Consider the following 17,389-nt stretch of genomic DNA (forward strand, 5'->3'; position numbering starts at 1 on the left):
GGTGGAACCTTCTGGGAGCTTCGCGGCCTCGGCCGGCACAAGGTCCTTCAATGAAGCCGCCCCGGAGGGCGGGGGTGGAACCAGACCTGCAGCCACTGCCGACATCACCGCCATGCCCCTTCAATGAAGCCGCCCCGGAGGGCGGGGGTGGAACACCTGTCCGCGCGTGCCGAGGGCCAGGCGCCACATCACCTTCAATGAAGCCGCCCCGGAGGGCGGGGGTGGAACGGCGTCTGAGCTGGGGGTTTGGTGTTGCTGTGGTGTCGGTGACTTGGCAGGCGGGGAGCATGCCGGGTGATTTCCGGCATTTTGCTTCGGTGCGGTGCGGGGTTTCCGGGCATGCTTGTGGTTCCGAGGTTGGGTGGCGGTGTGTCAGGGGGTGGGGTTGAAGGTGCCGAGGCCGAAGTGTGAGTGGTGGCCGAGGGCGAGGGGGCCGGTGAGTGGTTCGTGGAAGGTCAGGCGGAGTCCGTAGGCGGGGCGGGCTGTGGTGAGGGTTTCCTGTTTGGTGCGGCGGTGACGGGTGTGGAGGCCCCATGCACCGGCGACAGTTTCGACGCAGGCTGGTGCCGGCAGGCCGCGGTGGGCGAGTTCGCGGGTGACTTCGGCGGTGAGGTAGGTGTGGAGTTCCTGCTTCTTCTTGCGGTGGTGCGGGGGGATGAACGGGGTTGTGCTTGTCCAGCGGGTGGACGGGGTGGCCCATTCGGGAGGTAGGTGGTCTTCGGCCCGTCCGTGGGCGGTGACACGCATGTGGATGTTGTGAGGGCCGGGGACGTCGTGAGGGACGCCGATGGTGCGGGTGCGGGCGGCTTCGTGGACGGCGGTGAGTTCCTCGTCGGTGAGTCCGGCGGGGATCCACAGGACGATTTCGTCGATGTGCTTGCCGTTGGTGCTCCGGGGGAGGAAGTGGGTGTGGCGGTGGCCTCGCATCGGGCTCAGGTCGGCGTTCTTGCCGGCGAGGGCGCTGGGGTGTTGAAGGCGTTCCTTGTCGTCTCCGACGAGTTGTTTGATGCAGGCCGCGCGGAGGGCGTCGGTGACGGCCAAGGCCTGGGTGAGGGGTGGAAGCGGGCGGCTCGCGATGGTGAGACGCACCGTGGTCACGCGGTGGCGTGGCCGGGGAATCGTGCGGGTGCGCGGTGTGGGGAGGGGGGTGGGAAGCGGGATGGTGTAGGGGAGGTGCTGGGTGTGCGGGGGGAAGCGGCGCTTCGTGGCCCGGACGTCGGCGGGGCGCAGGGTGAGTGCGTCGAGGTCGAGGGGCCCGTCGGGGGCGAGGAGCTGGACGTGATCAGTGCCGGGTTCGGATCGGGTGTTGTCGTCGTTCCACAGGGCGATGCTGCAGGCGGTGTGGGAGTCGGGGACCGCGTCGTGGTGGATGCGTGCCTCGGTGGTGCTTTCGGCGCGCCCGAGGTAGGGGATGGCCTGACAGAGCTGCGCGAGAGCGGTGTGCTGGGGGGCGGTGAGCGCGGCGTTGTTCCAGGTGACGTAGATGGTGGCGTCGGCGCCGAGGACCGCGAAGGCGTCGATGATCTTGTCGGTGCTGGGGTTGTCGAGCCGATGGTGGCTGTCGGGGTAGTAGTGGCGGGTGTGGGCGAGGTGGTAGGGCGGCAGGTGGTAGACGGGTGGGGCAGCGAGTTGCTGCAGGATGGGGTGGACGGTGTCGGTGTCGAGTTCGGGGTGGCGTGCGCGCCAGGCCGCGTACAGGGCGCGCAGGATGCGCCAGGGGGCGGGGGGTAGTTCAACGACGCCCTCGTTGACGTATCGGCCCCAGGGGGTGGCGTGGTAGCGGCGGTGCGGAAAGTGGAAGGCAAGGGTGATCACTGGGCGGTGGCCTTCTCTTCCGCCCGGGCCGTCTTGCGGGTCTTCTTGGGGGTGGCCTTCGTCTTGCCGCCCTGCCACAGGACGGTGAGCGGGCCGGTGTGCTCCAGAGCGGCGGTGACGGTGGGCATCAATTCGCGGATGCGGGCGGCGAGTGTCTCGGTGTCGGGCAACGTGGTGGTGCCCTGGACGTCGTCGGCGAGTTCGAGGTCGCAGGCGGTGCGCAGTCGCAGGCCGGTGTCGAGGAAGGTGCGGATCTCCCACAGGGCCAGTGCGGTGAGCAGTTCGGTGGCCTCGGCGTCCAGGCGGTAGGAGCGCAGGAGCTGGACGTCGACGCTGAACTGGGCCTCGATGTGGCGGGCGGTGTATTCGACGCGGTGGAAGGGGATGGAGCCGTAGCCCTCGCTGCTGCCGCCGAGCACGAGGCCGTCCTCGGAGTCCTCGCCGTTCTTGCCGGTGTTGTGGCGGACGTGGTCGGATTTCCGGCCGCCGCTGATGGCCTGCTCGACGTCGTACGCCTCGATGGCGGCGCTGATGGCGCGGGCGAAGCGCGGCTGTCCGGGCCAGTCCTTCTGGCTGAAGAAGCAGCCGTGCAGGAGGACGAAGGGGTCCATGGATGTCAGTGCCCGGGCCATGGCGGGGTAGTCGAGAGGCTGGTCGTTGGCCAGGCCGAGGCGTTCGCCGATCACGTCGGTCATCGGCTGGCCCTCCAGGAGGGAGGAGCGGACGAACGGGGAGGCGAGCCGGTGGGCTTCCTGCCGCGAGGAGGTCAGGAAACGCTGCGGGGCGTCGGCCTGGCGGACCTCGACGTAGGGCAGGTCGGCCAGCAGGGTGACGGGTGCTTGACCGGCCGTGTCCCAGGCGGTGTTCTCCAGCCGGTTGGCCATGGACTGGGCGGATTCCACCAGCAGGGACCGGACCGGCTTGCCGTCGTGGTAGCCGGTGAACTCGGCTGCTCCGAGGTCGGGGAAGCCGGTGGGCTGGAAGCGGGAGCCGAGTGCGGGTCGCAGCGTGGCGCGGAAGCGGAGCCGGTGGGCGGTGGTGTCGATCACGAGTCGCTGTCCTTTGCGGGTGTGCTGTTGTCGGGGATGTGCAGGAGCGCGGTGACGGTCACCGCGGTGAGTGCTCGCGCGCGGGCTTCCGGCGTGACGGGGAAGAGCAGAGCGGCGGCCAGGCGGGTTCCGTCGATCCCGGCGGGGCTCTCGCGCGGAGTGGAGGCGGGTGGGCAGTGTGCCTGCCGCATCCGCAGCCGGGCGTCGGCGAGGACCGCGTCAAGGTGGCCGGCGCGCAGCCGGTTCGCCCAGTCACTGCGCGGACGCAGAACGGGCTTGAACGGTGGCTGGTCGCGGCGCAGTCGCGAGCGCACCCTCGGGAGGGTGTCCCCGTAGAAGGGCATCAGGGTTGCCAGCGGGTGCCCCAGGGGCCGGGCGTCGGCGGCTGCGGCGGTCTGGTCGCCGTGAGGGTCGGTGACGTGCCAACCCAGCAGGACCAGGCCGCGCAGCAGATCTGCGAGGAGCTGATCGTCGAGGTGCCCGTCGACGAAGTCCTGTACCAGCCCGGGTGGGGGCGGGATCGGCGGCCCGGCCGGGTATGCGAAGGCGGGCGGGATGCCGGCCTGGTCGCGCTGGTCGGCCAGTTCCCACAGACGCCGCTGATGGGCTGCGGCCAGGGCCGGAGCGAGGGTGGTGGCGTCCAGGTCGACCTTGGACAGGGGCCGGTCGGTCCACACCGCCCGCCCGGGGCCTTCGGGCCGTGAGCGGGTCAGTGGGGCGCGCAGGGCCGGCGGGCCACCGGGCCGGTCGGCCAGTGCCGCGAGCGCGGCGGCCAGGCGCAGTTCACCGCCGGCGTGCGCCGGCCGCCAGGCAGCGCGCTCACGGAGCCGGAAGGGAGACACCTTCTCGCGCAGTGCCCCGGAGCGGGCGACGGCTTCGTGGAGCTGCCCGAACAGCCTGACGAAGACGGCGATCTCCGCGTCCGTCTCCCGAGTACCGGCGGCCAGCGTGAACATGCTGGCGCGGGTGCGGCGCAGCAAGCTGGCCACTGTGGCCGGGAGCGGGTCCCGCAGCCTCTGCACCCAGTCGAACGCCTCGCGCAGCAGGGACAGCTCGCCGGTGCGGGGACCGACGGGGACGTCACCGGCACGGATGGCGAGGGGGTTCTGCCCCAGGCGCTCGACGATGGCGAAGCGGCGGAAGGCAGTGAGACTTCGGTCGACACCGAGGGTCCCGGCGGCGCGTGCGAAGTCGAATCCGTTGCGGGCCTGCCGCCCGCGGTACTGGGCACGTCCTTCGCCCATCAGCTGTTCGAGCTCGGGGAGGCGGGCGGGTGTGGGCCACAACGGCGCCCACAGCTCCCCCTTCGCCTTCTCCTCCGCGGCGGTGCCGTAACCGTAGGGGGTGGAGCGGACGACGAACGGGCTGGTGTGCCCAGCTGCTGCGGCGTTGCGACGGGCGACCGAGCCGGCGAACAGAAGCAGACCCTCGCACGTGAGAACGGTCCGCCAGGGATTCACGAAGCCCTTGTCGTCCAGCTTCTCGAACATCGAGGAGTGAATGCCTCCACCGCGCCCGGGGTCGAACTGACCCACCGTTCCCCGTACGTACGGCGCTTCCTCGGTCCCGTCGATCAGGGATCGGGCCCACGGCAGCACGGTGCCCGGCCGGCTCGGCGGGCCGAGGAGTTGCAGGAGCTGTTGGAGGTAGCTGGCCGACAGGTCCTGGCGCCCGAAGTTCCCGCCCGTGCCGGCCAGCGGGTTGTAGGACACATCTTCGCCGTCCAGGGCCAGCGCGGTGTCCATCCAGGGCAACACTGCGTCGGGCATCCGGTTGCGGCACAGCGTCAGCAGGCTGGTCTTGTGCTTCTCGTCCCACATGGTGCCGCCGGCCCAGCCGCGGTCGCGTCCTTCCTCGACCACCGCCCGCCCGGCCGCCACCGCCTCGCGGAGCGGCGCCAGCCGGGCCGCGGTCGAGTGTTCGACCGTCTCCAGTGCCCGCTCGGCCTCCTTGCTCTTGCCGTTGCCGTTGAACCCGGACCCTGCGTTCCACGGCGACACCAAGGGGCTGGGCACGAAGTCCTCGGTCAGCCAGCACGCCAACCCGTCCGCGTCCAGAGTCGAGGCGAGGACCGGCACGCCCCGCTGCCATGCCAGGGCGGCGTCGGCGTCGTACTGGGTGGCGACCGCGCGCAGCAGCCCCAGAGCGCACAGGTAGTCGGCAAGGCTCACAGCTTCCAGCCCCGGCACAGCCATCCGATGCCGGGTCACCACAGCACCCCCTGTTCGCCCGGCTCCTCACCGGTGGGCGTATCGGGCGGCGAGCCGTCACCGTCAGGCGGCGGGGGCTCGGTCTCCTGGTAGGAGCGGCTGGCACGCCAGTCGGCCACCCGCACCATCGCCTCCAGCCAGCCGACGCGGAACGGCCCCGCGTCCGGCCGATCCCGCAAGGCACTGACGCGCTGCACCCACGACCGGCCCGCCCCTCCCCCCAGTGACAGCACCGACATATCCAGCTTCAGCTCCGGAACGATGCGGCCGTCCGCCGTTTCCACCGGACCCACCACCTCGCCGTCGGCCACCCCCAGCAGACGCGGCGGGTCGTGCTCCGCCTCATCCCGCACCGAACGGACCGACACCCGCACCTTCCCGTGGTGCGCAGCGGCCAGGTACACCGCCAGGTCCGCTTCGTCGACCCCGTTCAGCAGCCCACTGGCCGGATCGAGCATCATCAGCGCCGTCACCAGCTCATGCCGGAAGTACGGGACCTCATGGCGCAACGGCCCGCCGGGCGCTTTCGCCCACGCCCCCGGCCCCGGCGGCTCCTTCCCCGCCGCCCGAACCAACGACCGTCGGAAGATCATGTGATTTTTCCCGAGGTCGTGGTGCCGGGCTGCCACGAGCGCGGCGTCCCGCTGCTGGGGCGACAGACCTGGGGTGTCCTCGGCCGCCCCCAACAGTGCGCACAGCTCACGCTCCGCATCCCGGCCGTGTTCGGCAAGCCGCACCCAGCGCTCCGCCCGGGAACGCCGGTCGCCACCGAGCCCGCTCACCCGCCGGGAAACGTGCTCGACCACCGGCACCGGAACACGGGAGCCCGCCGACCAGCCCGTCTCCACGCGGTATCCACCGAGCCGTGCGTCCATCAGGAACACCGCGCCCGGCCGGACGTCCTGCGCCGACGCCCGCCGCCACACGTCGTCCACCTGATCGTGACACCACAGCCGGCGATCCTTCGCGAGCTTCCGCAGATCGGCCAACGGTGCCGGACACAGCTCCTCCCGTCCCGGGAACGCCTCGTCCTCCCCAGGGCGGCTCTGCGGCCATGACCGCCAGGCCACCAGCCCGGTCACGTCCTCCCCGTCCCGAATCCAGCGCCCCACCTCGATGTCCGCACCGCTCAAGTCCGGCATCGTGTCCCACAGCTGCAGAACATCCCGCCGCCGCAGATGCAGGTAATCCGGCCGCTCCTGGGCGACCTCCAGGTCCAGCATCTGCGTCAGCGTGACCTCCTGTCCCTCCCAGCCGGCCAACGCCTCCGCCGCCGCCAGCAGATCCCCCTCCACGTACGGCGCCGACGCCCGCTTCCCCCCGGGCGGCCACGCCCACACCACCTCGGCGCCCGGATCATCCCCCGTACGGTTGCAACGCCCGCACCGCTGCAACACCGACGTCCACGGCGCCACCTCCGTGAACAACACCCGCGACGTGATATCCACCCCCGCCTCCAACGCCTGGGTACTGATCACGATCTGCCCCGCAGCAGGCAACTCCCCCCGCACCGCCTCGACCAGCACCCTCCGGTCCCCCGGCCGGAACTGGCCGTGCACCAGCGTCACGTCAGGCCCCGCCCCGCCCCCCGGCACGAGCTCGGAGACCACCGCCGCCACCTCCACCGCACGGCGCACCGTGTTGAAGAACGCCAGCGTCCGGGTCCCCGCGACATGCCGCTCCACCAGCACACGGGCCACCTCACCCGCATACCGCTTCGCATCCTCGCCAACCTGCAGCCGCGTGAAGCGACGCCGCGCCTCCAACCGCTTCCCCAGCCCCTCCGCCCGGCGATCCGCGTCCGACAGCTCGACCGGCATCGGCGGCACCGGCCGGTCCACCGTCACCAGCTCCCCCGCGTCCACCGTCGCCGACATCCACATCGACGCCGACGGCACCGCCGTCCCCAACGCCTCCCTCAACGCCTGCAACTGCACCGACGTCGCCACCGCCGGCCCCATCAGCTGCGTCTCGTCGAACACGAACTGACTACCGTTGTGCAGCAACCCGAACGGCACCGGCCACCGCGCCCGCGCATCGCCATATCCCCGAAGCAGCAGACGCGACAACACCATGTCCTGCGTCCCCACGAACACCGCCGGTCCGAACGGATCCAACTGCCACGCGTCATCGTCCCGGGGCTCCCCATCCATCAGGACATGCACCGCCACCCGGTCCGCCAGTCCCAGCTCGTCCAACCACCCCCGGACCTTCTCGGTGACCTGCTCGACCAGCGTCCGCATCGGCAGCACGTACACCAACCGCCCCGGCGTCTCCCGACGCACCCCCACGTCCGGATGCTCCAACAACCGCCACAACCACGGCAGAACCGCCGCCTCCGTCTTCCCAGACCCGGGCGGCACCCGCAACAACTCAGGCAACCCCTCCTCCGCCACACGCTCCTGGAACGGAAACGGCCCAAACCCCGTAGCCCGACGCATAAAAGCCTCGAACGACACACCCACCTCGCACACCCCTCCCCCAGCGCAAACCGGCGACGACCACATCACGCGCGCATACTGCCACCCGCCACTGACAACAGACCGTCCAGCAGCGGACACAGAACGCACGTGCGAATCAGTGACATGCTGCGATGGGGCCGCCCCGGAGAGCGGGGTGGAACCGGCGATGTCGCGCTCCAGCGCCTTGAGCCGCAGCTCGCTGCAATGGGGCCGCCGCGGAGGGCGGGGTGGAGCCGACCTCGACCTGGCAGACGTTCATGGTGTTCGTCTGCTGCAATGGGGCCGCCGCGCAGGGACACCTGCGTTGCGTCGGCCGCTCTCGATGTCACAGAGGCTGCAATGGGGCCGCCGCGCAGGGCGGGGGTGGAACCGGTACCACCGCACCGCGCGCGCCCCGTCGGCGCCCGGGCTGCAATGGGGCCGCCGCGCAGGGCGGGGGTGGAACGCCGACGGAGCCCGGGTGCGTGGACCCGGTGCTGTTGCTGCAATGGGGCCGCCGCGCAGGGCGGGGGTGGAACGCCGACGGAGCCCGGGTGCGTGGACCCGGTGCTGTTGCTGCAATGGGGCCGCCGCGCAGGGCGGGGGTGGAACTCCGCGTCGATGTCCTCGATGCCGACCTCGGCGGCGCTGCAATGGGGCCGCCGCGCAGGGCGGGGGTGGAACGTATGCCGCGCTCCTGCTGGTCGCGGTCGATGCTGGAGCTGCAATGGGGCCGCCGCGCAGGGCGGGGGTGGAACCCGTAACCGGCATCGTGGACGCCTTGCCGCACCTGGTGCTGCAATGGGGCCGCCGCGCAGGGCGGGGGTGGAACGGCTGCACGTGGTCGACCTCGGCGGGGTCGTCGACGGTGCTGCAATGGGGCCGCCGCGCAGGGCGGGGGTGGAACCTCCGGACAGTGGGCTCCAACCTCCTGGAGATGGTGCTGCAATGGGGCCGCCGCGCAGGGCGGGGGTGGAACCTCCGGAGTCGGTCGCCCAGGCCGCGACGGCGGCGCGGCTGCAATGGGGCCGCCGCGCAGGGCGGGGGTGGAACCAGAGCTTACTTTTACTTTTTTCCCTAACACGTATAGAGCTGCAATGGGGCCGCCGCGCAGGGCGGGGGTGGAACGGCACCCCACCAGGGGCTTCGCGTTCCATGGGCTGCGACGCTGACGTCAGTCGGGGAGACATAAGCGCCACTATCGGGCATCTGACTTCGGTGAGGCACCGGGTTTCTTGGCATGCTTGTGGTTCCGAGGTGGGAGCGAACAGACCACCGAGTGGCAGCTTCTTCCCCCGGGGGCATCTGGGCAAGTCGGTCCGGCACGCGTCTCCGGCTCACCATGGAGACGCCGAGCCGGACCAAGCGTCGCCCAACGCACAGGTCCGGTTCACCAAACCGGGGAGCCACCGCATCATGGACAGTCCACTGCCCCCCTGCCAGCCCTCTCGAAAGGCTCCTTAACACGTCGCACCCCTCGCCCAACTGCACAGCTACGCCGCAGCGTAGCTGTCACGGAAGTAGGGGCGTGCTCGTTTCAGGTCGTTCGGCGTATGGAGACGCAGTTCCAAGTTGCCCGTGCCGTGGTGCCCCTGGCCGGTCACGTCTCGTACGAGTCCGGGGAGCAGGTCGATCGTTTTCGGGTCGGCCTTCAGGTAGACCAGCAGCCCGGACTTCCGGGGGGTGCAGACGCAGGCGAAGTTCCGCAGCCGCCGGTAGGCGCGGTATCGCTTGCGCTGCACTGCGATGACGTCGTCGCCGAGGTCGAGCAGTGTGTGGTGCACCGCCTGGGCGAGCTCTGCCGTCGCGCTGTTCGTCTCGCGGGTGGACCGGAACGCCGGCTCCTGTCTGGCATCGCCCGGGGAGACGGTGGAAGCGACGGTCTCCAGGCCGACATGGGTGTCGCCGAACCATCGGTAGCGGACCAGGTCGATACTGTGCCGGTGCTCACGAACGGCGTGAAGGTCATAGCGGGTGAAGCCGCCGGCGACGCAGATCAGCCTGGGCCTGCTCCACAGGCGATCGGCTGCGGCCCGTGATCCGATCCGGTCACGGACCAGCCGGCGGAAGGCGTCCTTGCGGTCGAGGAGCCGAGCCAGGTAGAAGAGCCCCTGGCTGATCACTCCAGCGTCCGTACCACGCTTGTACTCGACGATCACCGGCGCGCCGTTCTCATCGAGGCCCAGCGAGTCGATCCGGCTTCCGTGCACCGCCCCCGTGCTGTACTCGCTCGCCAGGTAGCGCACACCGAGCAGCGTCTCCATGCGCGCCTCGACCAGCCCCTGCACGTCCGTCTCGACCACAGCCAGCCGAGGAATGACCTCCCGCACCTCTTCCGCGACGACGAACAACTTCAAAGCAGGCCGGCCCCCTCCCCTCCGGATCAACGAAATACCATCAGATAGGCAAGTTGCGCCATCAACGGGATAGAAAGTGCTAATCGGATCTCGGACTGATCTGGCGTTGCTCCCTTTCCGTCGCGGGACGGCGAGACTGATCGCCCGTCAGCTATCCCTCTGACCTGCCGAAACGTACAGAACTCGAACGGCCTTCGGAGCCGCGTGCGTAGGTTCGAGTCCGCCGGTCGACCGCCTCCGCCTGCGGCGGAGCCCGCATGCTGCGGCTGCCCCTCGTCAGCCGCTGTTTCCCTCGCGCCAGTGTGGGACGACTCTGGGACTTTCGATCGCATCGAAGCGCATGCGCGGGAAAGGCGTTGAAAACCAATCACCCTGGTCAGCAGGGTACAGTCGCGCGTCTCGGCAGGTCCCGAGCCTGCCCGGTCTCTTCTTCGACGTCTGACTGCAGTGGCAGGGAACGCAGATCGGCGAAAGTCACTTACCGTGTCCGCCGGACCACCGGGCTTTACGGTCTTGCCGCAGGTCACGCCCGTCCTTCCGGGGAGAATTTGGGGAGTATCCACTCCGCTGGAGAGCGCGTGGGGAGGGTCGATCGCACAAGACGACCCGGCCATGAAAGACGCCGAAAGGCAGAAACTCGCAGGTCAACAACGAACAGCGGTGCATCACCGCAGGTCACCGCCGCTTCCCTGACACCTTCATGACGTAGGTCCCCAGATCATCGGCCTCGACGATCCCGGGCAGCGACCCGCCCTCCCGTAGCGGCGTGACATAGCGGGTGGCGGTGACCTCAGTCAGCATGTACCCGGGCCATTCGACTCCTCGACCTCGCACTCCGTGATCCGGCTCCCGCCTACGATAGCCAGCCACGCGCCGGTGACCGCGCCGAGCGGGCGGCCGAGGTGACCGTTGAGTGAACGGGAAACTCTTGCGCGGTGATCTTGCGCGCCAGCAGAATCCTCGCGGCGGATGAACGGTCCCCCGTCCGACCGGTGTTCGATCGGCGACTCCCCCGCCTCCTTCACCGATCGGGCGTTCCGTGCCCACGACCCTCGTCCGTCCCCGTCCGGCGTGTGTCCCGCACCGGGCGGCCGTGGTCCGAGGCCAGGAAGAGGCAGCATGAAAAGACACCTCGCACGCATCGCCGTCCCGCTCGCCGCGACGGCCGCCGTCGTGGCGGCGACCGGCACACCGGCCGCCGCCGCGTCGGACGCCGACGTCGACTGCGGGCTCACCTGGAGCAACGAGTACAAGCTGTACGACCCCTGCGGCTGGGTGTACTTCCAGTCCGAGACCGGCGACGGCACGGAGTACCTGGTCCTCCACGACACCAACAGCGACGGCTACGGCGTCATCGTCCAGAACTACCGCTACGACATGGCCGACGCCGGCCCCTACAGCGGCACCGTGACCTCGGGCAAGGGGACCCACAAGGTCTGGACGCTGCACATGCCCGAGGGCACCGCGATCGACTTCCGGATCTGCCCCTACACCACCGCCCACGGCCCGTACTACAGCCAGTGCAGCAACTGGGTACGGGGTATCGCCTGATCGACGGCAGGGGCCGTTCCCGCCGGTGACGGCCCCCGCCCGTCACAGTGCCCGGACATGGACGGACCAGAGCTGGACCCTGTCCCGGAAGCCCACGGCGAGGAGGCGGCCGTCCGGGGTGAGCGCCATCCTGCCCATGTGCTCCAGCTCCGGCTGACCGGGGAGGATGAGCAGTTGCTTCCCGGTGCGGGCGTTGCGGATGTGGAGGTTGGCGTGCGTGTCGCCCGCCATGAGCAGGTGGCCGTCCGGGCTGAACGCGAGGTGCGCGAGGGGAGCGGTGTACCCGGTGAACCGGTGGTGCCGTCCACCGGTACGGGCGTCCCACACGTGGACCGACGCGTCCGCGCCGCCCGCGGCGAGGCTGCGGCCGTCCGGGCTGAACGCCACGGCGGCCACCGAGGAGGTCACCCCGCCCAGGCGGCGGCTCCGGTTCCCGGAACGGGTGCGTTCGACGCGCGCCACGCCGCGGTAGCCCCCGGCGGCCAGCGTGCTGCCGTCCGGGCTGAACGCCAGCGCGAGCACGGAACCGACCGGATCGCCGAGGGTGAACCGCTTCCCGCCCGTGTGCGCGTCCCAGATGTGCAGCGACCCGTCCGTGTCGCCCGTCGCGATGGTGCGGCTGTCGGGGCTGAACGCGACGGAGCGCACCCAGCCGGTGTGTCCGGTGAGCTGACGGCGGAGCGTACCCGTGTGCGGATCCCAGCAGCGCACGACCTTGTCACCGCCGCCCGCCGTGGCGAGCGTGCTCCCGTCCGGGCTGAACACGACGGCCCTGACCCAGCCGACGGGTCCGGTGAGGCGGCGGAGCCGTGTGCCGGTGTGCGGGTCCCAGAGGCGTACGCCCCCTTCGCGGTCGCCCACGGCGAGGACGCGGCCGTCCGGGCTGAAGGTCATGCCGGACACCCCCCTGTGGGGTTTCACCTTCAACGTGCGGCGCAGCACGTACGTGGGCGCCGTGGGGCCGGGCTCCGCCCATGTCGAGGCGGCGGTGGGCGGCGGGGACGGCGGTCCGTGGTCGCGGCGGGTCTCCGGCGCGGGCGCAGGCCGCTCGGCGGTCACCGTCGGCGCGGCGTGCGGGGCGGTGGGCGCCGCCAGTGCCGCGGCCAGCGTCCGGCTGTCCGGCCGCCGGCGGGGGTCCTTCGCGAGCAGCGCCATGACCACCTCCTCCAGGTCGCGCGGTATGCCGGGACGCAGCGTGCCGGGGCGGGGCGGGGCCTGCTCCACGTGCTGGCGCATCAGCGCGTAGAAGGGCTGAGCCGCGGGGAACGGGGGCTGGCCCGTGAGGAGTTCGAACATGACGACGCCCAGGGCGTAGAGATCGGTCCGCGCGTCGGTCTCCTTCCCCTCCCACTGCTCGGGCGACATGTACGCGGGGGTGCCGATCACGAGACCGGTCGCGGTCACGGTCCCGGACGCCTCGGCGTTGCGGGCGATGCCGAAGTCGCAGACTTTCACCCGGTCCCCCGCCTGCACGAACAGATTCGCCGGCTTCACGTCACGGTGGACGATCCCGTGCCGGTGCGCGGCCGCCAGAGCGTCCACGGTCTGCCGCGTCAGGTCGAGCACACGGAGGTGGGGCAGGCCCCCGGGGTGTCCGGCCAGGACGTGGGCGAGGTCGTGACCCCGCAGGAGTTCCATGACGATGAAGTGGTACGGCTCGTGGCGGCCTGCGTCGTGCACCACGGTGATCCCCGGGTGCTGGAGCCCGGCAAGGGTGTCCGCCTCCCGCCGGAAGCGCCGTACCGACCCGTCGCCCGGCAGGGCGAGCATCACCTTCACCGCGACCTCGCGCCCCAGTTCGGAGTCCAGGCCCAGCCAGACCTCGCCCATGCCGCCACGGCCGAGCCTCCGCCGGAGCACGTACCGATCGCGGAGCGCGACTCCGGCGAGGCGCATTCCGGAACTCACGGGTGACTTCGCCTCCTCGAACGTGCCGCGGGTGCGCGCCCGCCGGCCGGGACCCCATCCAAGCGGCTCGTGCCCGGCGCGTCGAGTGCGCGGCGGGACGGGAACCCGGCGCCTCGTGCCGGTCGTCAGTCCGGTGGTGACGCGGCGGGGAGGTGCGGCGCGGCGGGGAGGTGCGGCGCGGCGTCGACGACGGCGTGCACGACTCCGGCGACGAGGGCGCGGTCCAGGGGTGCCGCGTCGAAGCGGCCGTGCATGGGCCAGCCCTCGACCAGGGCGTCGAGGGCGCGGGCGACCCCGGGGGTGAAGTGGAGTGCCAGACTTTCCCGGCTGCGCGCGGTCCAGGAGCGCGTGATGTCCCGTACCGCCGGGTGGTGGTTGGCGTAGGCGTACATCTCGAAGATGAGCGTCAGGTCGCGGTCGGTGGCGTAGTCCGGCCCGCAGATCAGCTCGACGACGGCCGCCTCGGCCTCGGCGGTCGAACGGGCGCGCCGCACCGTGCGCCGGTAGAGGTGCGACATCGTGTCGGCGAGGCGGGCGAACGCCTGCGTCAGCAGGTCGTCCATGCCCTCGAAGTAGTACGTCAGCGAACCGAGCGGGACGCCGGCCCGGGCGGCGATCCTGCGGTGGGTCGCCCCGGCGACGCCGCCCTCGGCGACGACGTCGAGGGCGGCGTCGAGGATGCGGTCCCTGCGGCCCGGATCGTTCGGGATCTCACGCCGTGTTCCGGTCACGGCCCCAATGTGACACAGGCTCCGAGCCCATGAGTGTGTACGCTTGTACAGACTCTTTGGTACCGTCTGGAGGCACCCGCCTGTGACTGCCGACCCCGGCACGCGCCGCACCGCCGCGTTCGCCCTGTTCTTCCTGCCCGGGCTGGCGATGGCGTCCTGGGTGACCCGGACACCCGATGTGCGCGATCTGCTCGGCGCCTCGACCGGCCGCATGGGGCTCGTCCTCTTCGGCCTGTCGGTCGGGTCCATGGCGGGCATCCTGTGCTCCGGTCCGCTCGTGGCGCGCTGGGGCGCCCGGTACGTCATCGCGGCCGGGACGCTGGCGACCGCGACGGGCTGCGGCGTCATAGGACTCGGCGCGGCGGCGGGGACGGACCCGGCCGTCGCCGCCGGACTCGCGCTGATCGGCGTGGGGATGGGCGGCGGCGAGGTGGCCCTCAACATCGAGGGGGCCGAGGTGGAGCGGCTGCTCGGCCGTTCCACCCTGCCGGCGATGCACGGCTGCTACAGCCTCGGCACGGTGGTCGGGGCGGTCGGCGGCATGCTCCTGACCGCCGTCTCCTTCTCCGTCCTGTGGCACCTCGTCATCGTGACCGCCGTGGTCCTGGCCGTGCTGCTCTCCGTGATCCGCCACGTGCCCACCGAGGTGGGGCGCAGGACGGGCGCCGGCGCGCCGGGCCGTGACACCGCGCGCCCCGGGGTGTGGCGGGAACCGCGGCTGCTGCTCATCGGCGGCATCATCCTGGCGCTCGCCATGGCGGAGGGCACGGCGAACGACTGGCTGCCGCTGATCATGGTCGACGGCCACGGCTTCGACGCCGCGCTCGGCTCGGCCGTGTACGCGGTGTTCGCGGCGTCGATGACCGCGGGCCGGTTCGCCGGCGGCCGGTTCGTCGACCGGTACGGGCGCGCCACCGCCCTGGGCGCGAGCGCCGTGGTCGGCGCCGCCGGCATCGCGCTGGTGATCCTCGTCGACAACCAGGCCGTCGCCGCGGCCGCCGCGGTCCTGTGGGGCATCGGCGCGTCGCTGGGCTTCCCGGTCGCGCTCTCGGCGGCCGGCGACTCGGGCGACAACTCCGCCGCCCGGGTCACCCTCGCCGCCACCATCGGCTACATCGCCTTCCTCGTGGGGCCGCCGTCGCTCGGCCGGCTCGGCGAGCAGTTCGGGCTCCGCAACGCCCTGTTCCTCGTCCTGGGGCTGGTGGTGGCCGCGACCTTCGCCACCCCCGCGGCCCGCACCGCGCGGCCCGTCACCGAAGCCGCGCCGGCGGACCGCGAGGGGTCCGGCGCCGGTCAGCCCCGTGTGGGCGGTGCGGCGAAGTAGTGCCCCTCGTCCAGGTCGGCGATGAGACCGGGACGGGTCGGCTCCCAGCCCAGCAGGTCACGGGTCAGGGCGCTCGACGCCGGGGCGTCGATGCCGGCGAAGGCGCCCAGCCAGCCGAAGTGCCCGGCGACCTCCTCCGGCGCCACGGACGTCACGGGCACACCGAGGTGGCGCCCGATGGTCCCGGCGATGTCGCGCAGCGCGATCCCCTCCTCGGCGACACCGTGCAGGACGGAGCCGGCGGGCGCCTTCTCGACCGCCAGGCGGAACAGCCGCGCGGCGTCGAGGCGGTGGACGGCGGGCCAGCGGTTGGCGCCGTCGCCCGGGTATCCGGAGACGCCCCTGTCGCGGGCCGTGGCGACCAGGGCGGCCATGAAGCCCTGGTCGCCCTCGCCGTGGCAGGTCGGGGAGAGCCGCACCACGGACGAGCGCACACCGCGCCCGGCGAGGTCGAGCGCGGCGAGCGAGGTGGCCGACCGGACGGAGGTCGGCGAGCCGTCGACCGCGGGCATGTCCCGCTCGGTGAGCAGCCGGCCCGGGGCGAGCCCGGCCACTCCGCCGGCCAGGACGAACGGGCGGTCGGTGCCGGCGAGCGCGTCGCCGAAGACGTCGACGGCGCGGCGGTCGGCCTCCGCGGCGCCCCGGAAGTCGCCGCCGAAGGCGACGTCGTGCTTGAAGGCGAGGTGGATCACCCCGTCCGCGCCGGCCGCCGCGTCCCGCAGGACGTCGAGGTCGTCGACGGTGCCGCGGACGACGTCGGCCCCGGCGGCGGTCAGGGCGGCGGCGGAGGCGTCGGAGCGGGCGAGGCCGACGACCTCGTGCCCGGCGCCGATGAGCTCGGGGACGACGGCGGAGCCGATCCAGCCGGACGCGCCGGTGACGAGGACACGCATGGGAACCTCCAGTGATGACATTGACTGACGTCGACCGTAGCACTCCATGTCAGCGACTGTCATCACGATAGGATTCCCACATGAGCAGATGGGAGCCGGACGCGCGGGGGCGCTTGACGCGGGCAGCGCTGCGGCTCTACGGGGAGCGGGGGTTCGAGCAGACGACCGTCGCGGAGATCGCGAAGTGCGCCGGCGTCACCGAGCGGACGTTCTTCCGCCACTTCGCCGACAAGCGCGAGGTGCTGTTCGGCGGCTCGGAGACGCTGGAGGAGCGGTTCGCGGGGGCGGTCGCCGACGCGCCGCCGGCGGCGGCGCCGATGGACGCGCTGGCCGCGGGCCTCGACGCGGTCGCCGGGCTGTTCGCCGACCGCCGTGCGTTCGCACGCGAACGGCAGACCGTGATCATGGCGAACGCGGAGCTGCGGGAGCGGGAGCTGACGAAGCTCGCCTCGCTGTCGGCCGCGCTCGCCGGCGCCCTGCGCACACGCGGCGTCGCGGAACCGGCCGCGAGCCTGGCCGCCGAGGCGGGCGTCGCCGTGTTCAAGGTCGGCTTCGAACGCTGGCTCACGACCGCGGACGAGGACGCGATGGCGCCGGTGCTGCGGGAGACACTGACCGCGCTCAGGGCGGCGACGGCCGGCTCCTGACCGGCCGGACTCCCGGCCGTCAGCCGTCAGCCGTCAGCCGTCGGCGGTGCCGGGCGGGAGCAGGCTCGTCGATCGCCCGTCACGCGGCAGTGAACCGTCGGCGCGGCGGGGTCCGGTGCTCGCGACGATCTCGCCGAAGTCCAGCTCGCCGGCGTCCCTGGCGTCGAAGAACTCCTGCCGCAGCCGGCGCTTGACGGCCGCCTCGGCGGCGAACCGCACGGCCTCCGTCTCCGTGCTCGGCCCCCGGTACCCGTACGTGGCCCTCGAACGCCGCTGGACCGCGATGTCCGGGTGTCGCCCGTACGGCAGTGGTCCCGGCGCCGGGCCGCGCGGGGCGTTGACGGGTGGTTCCCACGGGACTACAACTCGGGGTTGAGAGCGCTCTCATCACCCCGGTCGGCGCGCCCGGCCGGCGTCGCACCCCCACCGACAGGAAGGCGCTCACCCCATGCCTCATGCCGTC

13 protein-coding genes and 2 CRISPR repeat arrays (1 of these 15 cut by a window edge) are annotated in these 17,389 nt (G+C 71.8%); of the genes, 3 read left to right on the top strand and 10 right to left on the bottom strand.

The window, feature by feature from the left end; translation table 11 throughout:
• Window positions 1-228: direct repeats of the CRISPR family, unit length 37 nt; unit sequence CCTTCAATGAAGCCGCCCCGGAGGGCGGGGGTGGAAC; it begins 479 nt to the left of the window's first position.
• A gap of 144 nt (window positions 229-372) precedes the next feature.
• From csb2 to EMA09_RS29240, 6 genes are all read right to left on the bottom strand, one after another.
• Window positions 373-1,815, bottom strand: coding sequence for a type I-U CRISPR-associated protein Csb2 (gene csb2, locus EMA09_RS01570; RefSeq protein WP_168220619.1), 1,443 nt, complete (start codon window positions 1,813-1,815; stop codon window positions 373-375).
• Window positions 1,812-2,864, bottom strand: a complete 1,053-nt coding sequence (gene cas7u / locus EMA09_RS01575; RefSeq protein ID WP_206305884.1) for a type I-U CRISPR-associated RAMP protein Csb1/Cas7u — start codon at window positions 2,862-2,864, stop codon at window positions 1,812-1,814. Before cas7u ends, csb2 begins: the two co-directional genes overlap by 4 nt.
• Window positions 2,861-5,059: a type I-U CRISPR-associated protein Csx17 gene (csx17, locus tag EMA09_RS01580; protein WP_129838139.1), complete on the bottom strand. Its 2,199-nt coding sequence runs from the start codon at window positions 5,057-5,059 to the stop codon at window positions 2,861-2,863. The genes cas7u and csx17 overlap by 4 nt, the downstream gene beginning before the upstream one ends.
• A gap of 11 nt (window positions 5,060-5,070) precedes the next feature.
• Window positions 5,071-7,470 (bottom strand): DEAD/DEAH box helicase, encoded by a 2,400-nt coding sequence (locus EMA09_RS01585; protein WP_168220621.1) that lies wholly within the window; start codon window positions 7,468-7,470, stop codon window positions 5,071-5,073.
• Window positions 7,471-7,661: 191 nt separating this feature from the next.
• Window positions 7,662-8,643: direct repeats of the CRISPR family, unit length 37 nt; unit sequence GCTGCAATGGGGCCGCCGCGCAGGGCGGGGGTGGAAC.
• A gap of 365 nt (window positions 8,644-9,008) precedes the next feature.
• Window positions 9,009-9,872 carry a DUF5655 domain-containing protein gene (locus tag EMA09_RS01590; RefSeq protein WP_129838143.1) on the bottom strand — a complete coding sequence of 288 codons (864 nt, stop codon included), beginning with the start codon at window positions 9,870-9,872 and terminating at the stop codon, window positions 9,009-9,011.
• Between the two features lie 675 nt (window positions 9,873-10,547).
• The gene (locus tag EMA09_RS29240) at window positions 10,548-10,673 is read right to left on the bottom strand and encodes a hypothetical protein (protein ID WP_276324220.1); all 126 of its coding nucleotides are present in this window, start codon (window positions 10,671-10,673) and stop codon (window positions 10,548-10,550) included.
• Between the two features lie 318 nt (window positions 10,674-10,991).
• Here EMA09_RS29240 and EMA09_RS01595 point away from each other — a divergent pair, with 318 nt between their 5' ends.
• Entirely contained in the window at window positions 10,992-11,423 is a 432-nt protein-coding gene (locus tag EMA09_RS01595; protein WP_129838145.1) for a hypothetical protein, read from the top strand.
• Window positions 11,424-11,465: 42 nt separating this feature from the next.
• Here EMA09_RS01595 and EMA09_RS01600 read toward each other — a convergent pair whose 3' ends face one another.
• Window positions 11,466-13,331: a serine/threonine-protein kinase gene (locus EMA09_RS01600; RefSeq protein WP_129838147.1), complete on the bottom strand. Its 1,866-nt coding sequence runs from the start codon at window positions 13,329-13,331 to the stop codon at window positions 11,466-11,468.
• Window positions 13,332-13,456: 125 nt separating this feature from the next.
• Window positions 13,457-14,062: a TetR family transcriptional regulator gene (locus tag EMA09_RS01605; protein ID WP_129838149.1), complete on the bottom strand. Its 606-nt coding sequence runs from the start codon at window positions 14,060-14,062 to the stop codon at window positions 13,457-13,459.
• A gap of 82 nt (window positions 14,063-14,144) precedes the next feature.
• Here EMA09_RS01605 and EMA09_RS01610 point away from each other — a divergent pair, with 82 nt between their 5' ends.
• Window positions 14,145-15,386 carry an MFS transporter gene (locus tag EMA09_RS01610; RefSeq protein WP_129838151.1) on the top strand — a complete coding sequence of 414 codons (1,242 nt, stop codon included), beginning with the start codon at window positions 14,145-14,147 and terminating at the stop codon, window positions 15,384-15,386.
• Here the strand turns inward: EMA09_RS01610 and EMA09_RS01615 are convergent.
• Window positions 15,356-16,279 carry an SDR family oxidoreductase gene (locus tag EMA09_RS01615; protein ID WP_129838153.1) on the bottom strand — a complete coding sequence of 308 codons (924 nt, stop codon included), beginning with the start codon at window positions 16,277-16,279 and terminating at the stop codon, window positions 15,356-15,358. The two genes, EMA09_RS01610 and EMA09_RS01615, sit on opposite strands and share 31 nt — an antisense overlap.
• An 80-nt stretch (window positions 16,280-16,359) precedes the next feature.
• Between EMA09_RS01615 and EMA09_RS01620 the strand changes: the two genes are divergently transcribed.
• Window positions 16,360-16,926, top strand: coding sequence for a TetR/AcrR family transcriptional regulator (locus tag EMA09_RS01620; RefSeq protein WP_129838155.1), 567 nt, complete (start codon window positions 16,360-16,362; stop codon window positions 16,924-16,926).
• A 33-nt stretch (window positions 16,927-16,959) separates the two neighbouring features.
• Here EMA09_RS01620 and EMA09_RS01625 read toward each other — a convergent pair whose 3' ends face one another.
• Complete coding sequence (locus tag EMA09_RS01625; protein WP_240796187.1) at window positions 16,960-17,145, bottom strand: type II toxin-antitoxin system VapB family antitoxin; 186 nt, start codon at window positions 17,143-17,145, stop codon at window positions 16,960-16,962.
• Window positions 17,146-17,389: the final 244 nt, after the last annotated feature.

Source organism: Streptomyces sp. RFCAC02, from assembly GCF_004193175.1.
In the GTDB taxonomy this organism is placed as follows: Bacteria; Actinomycetota; Actinomycetes; order Streptomycetales; family Streptomycetaceae; genus Streptomyces.

What these genes read in the sequence shown, in the direction of transcription:
- csx17 (WP_129838139.1), bottom strand. Translation starts at nt 5,059, where the DNA reads ATGGCTGTGCCGGGGCTGGAAGCTGTGAGCCTTGCCGACTACCTGTGC.
- EMA09_RS29240 (WP_276324220.1), bottom strand. Translation starts at nt 10,673, where the DNA reads ATGCTGACTGAGGTCACCGCCACCCGCTATGTCACGCCGCTACGGGAG.
- EMA09_RS01595 (WP_129838145.1), top strand. Translation starts at nt 10,992, where the DNA reads ATGAAAAGACACCTCGCACGCATCGCCGTCCCGCTCGCCGCGACGGCC.
- EMA09_RS01615 (WP_129838153.1), bottom strand. Translation starts at nt 16,279, where the DNA reads ATGCGTGTCCTCGTCACCGGCGCGTCCGGCTGGATCGGCTCCGCCGTC.
- EMA09_RS01620 (WP_129838155.1), top strand. Translation starts at nt 16,360, where the DNA reads ATGAGCAGATGGGAGCCGGACGCGCGGGGGCGCTTGACGCGGGCAGCG.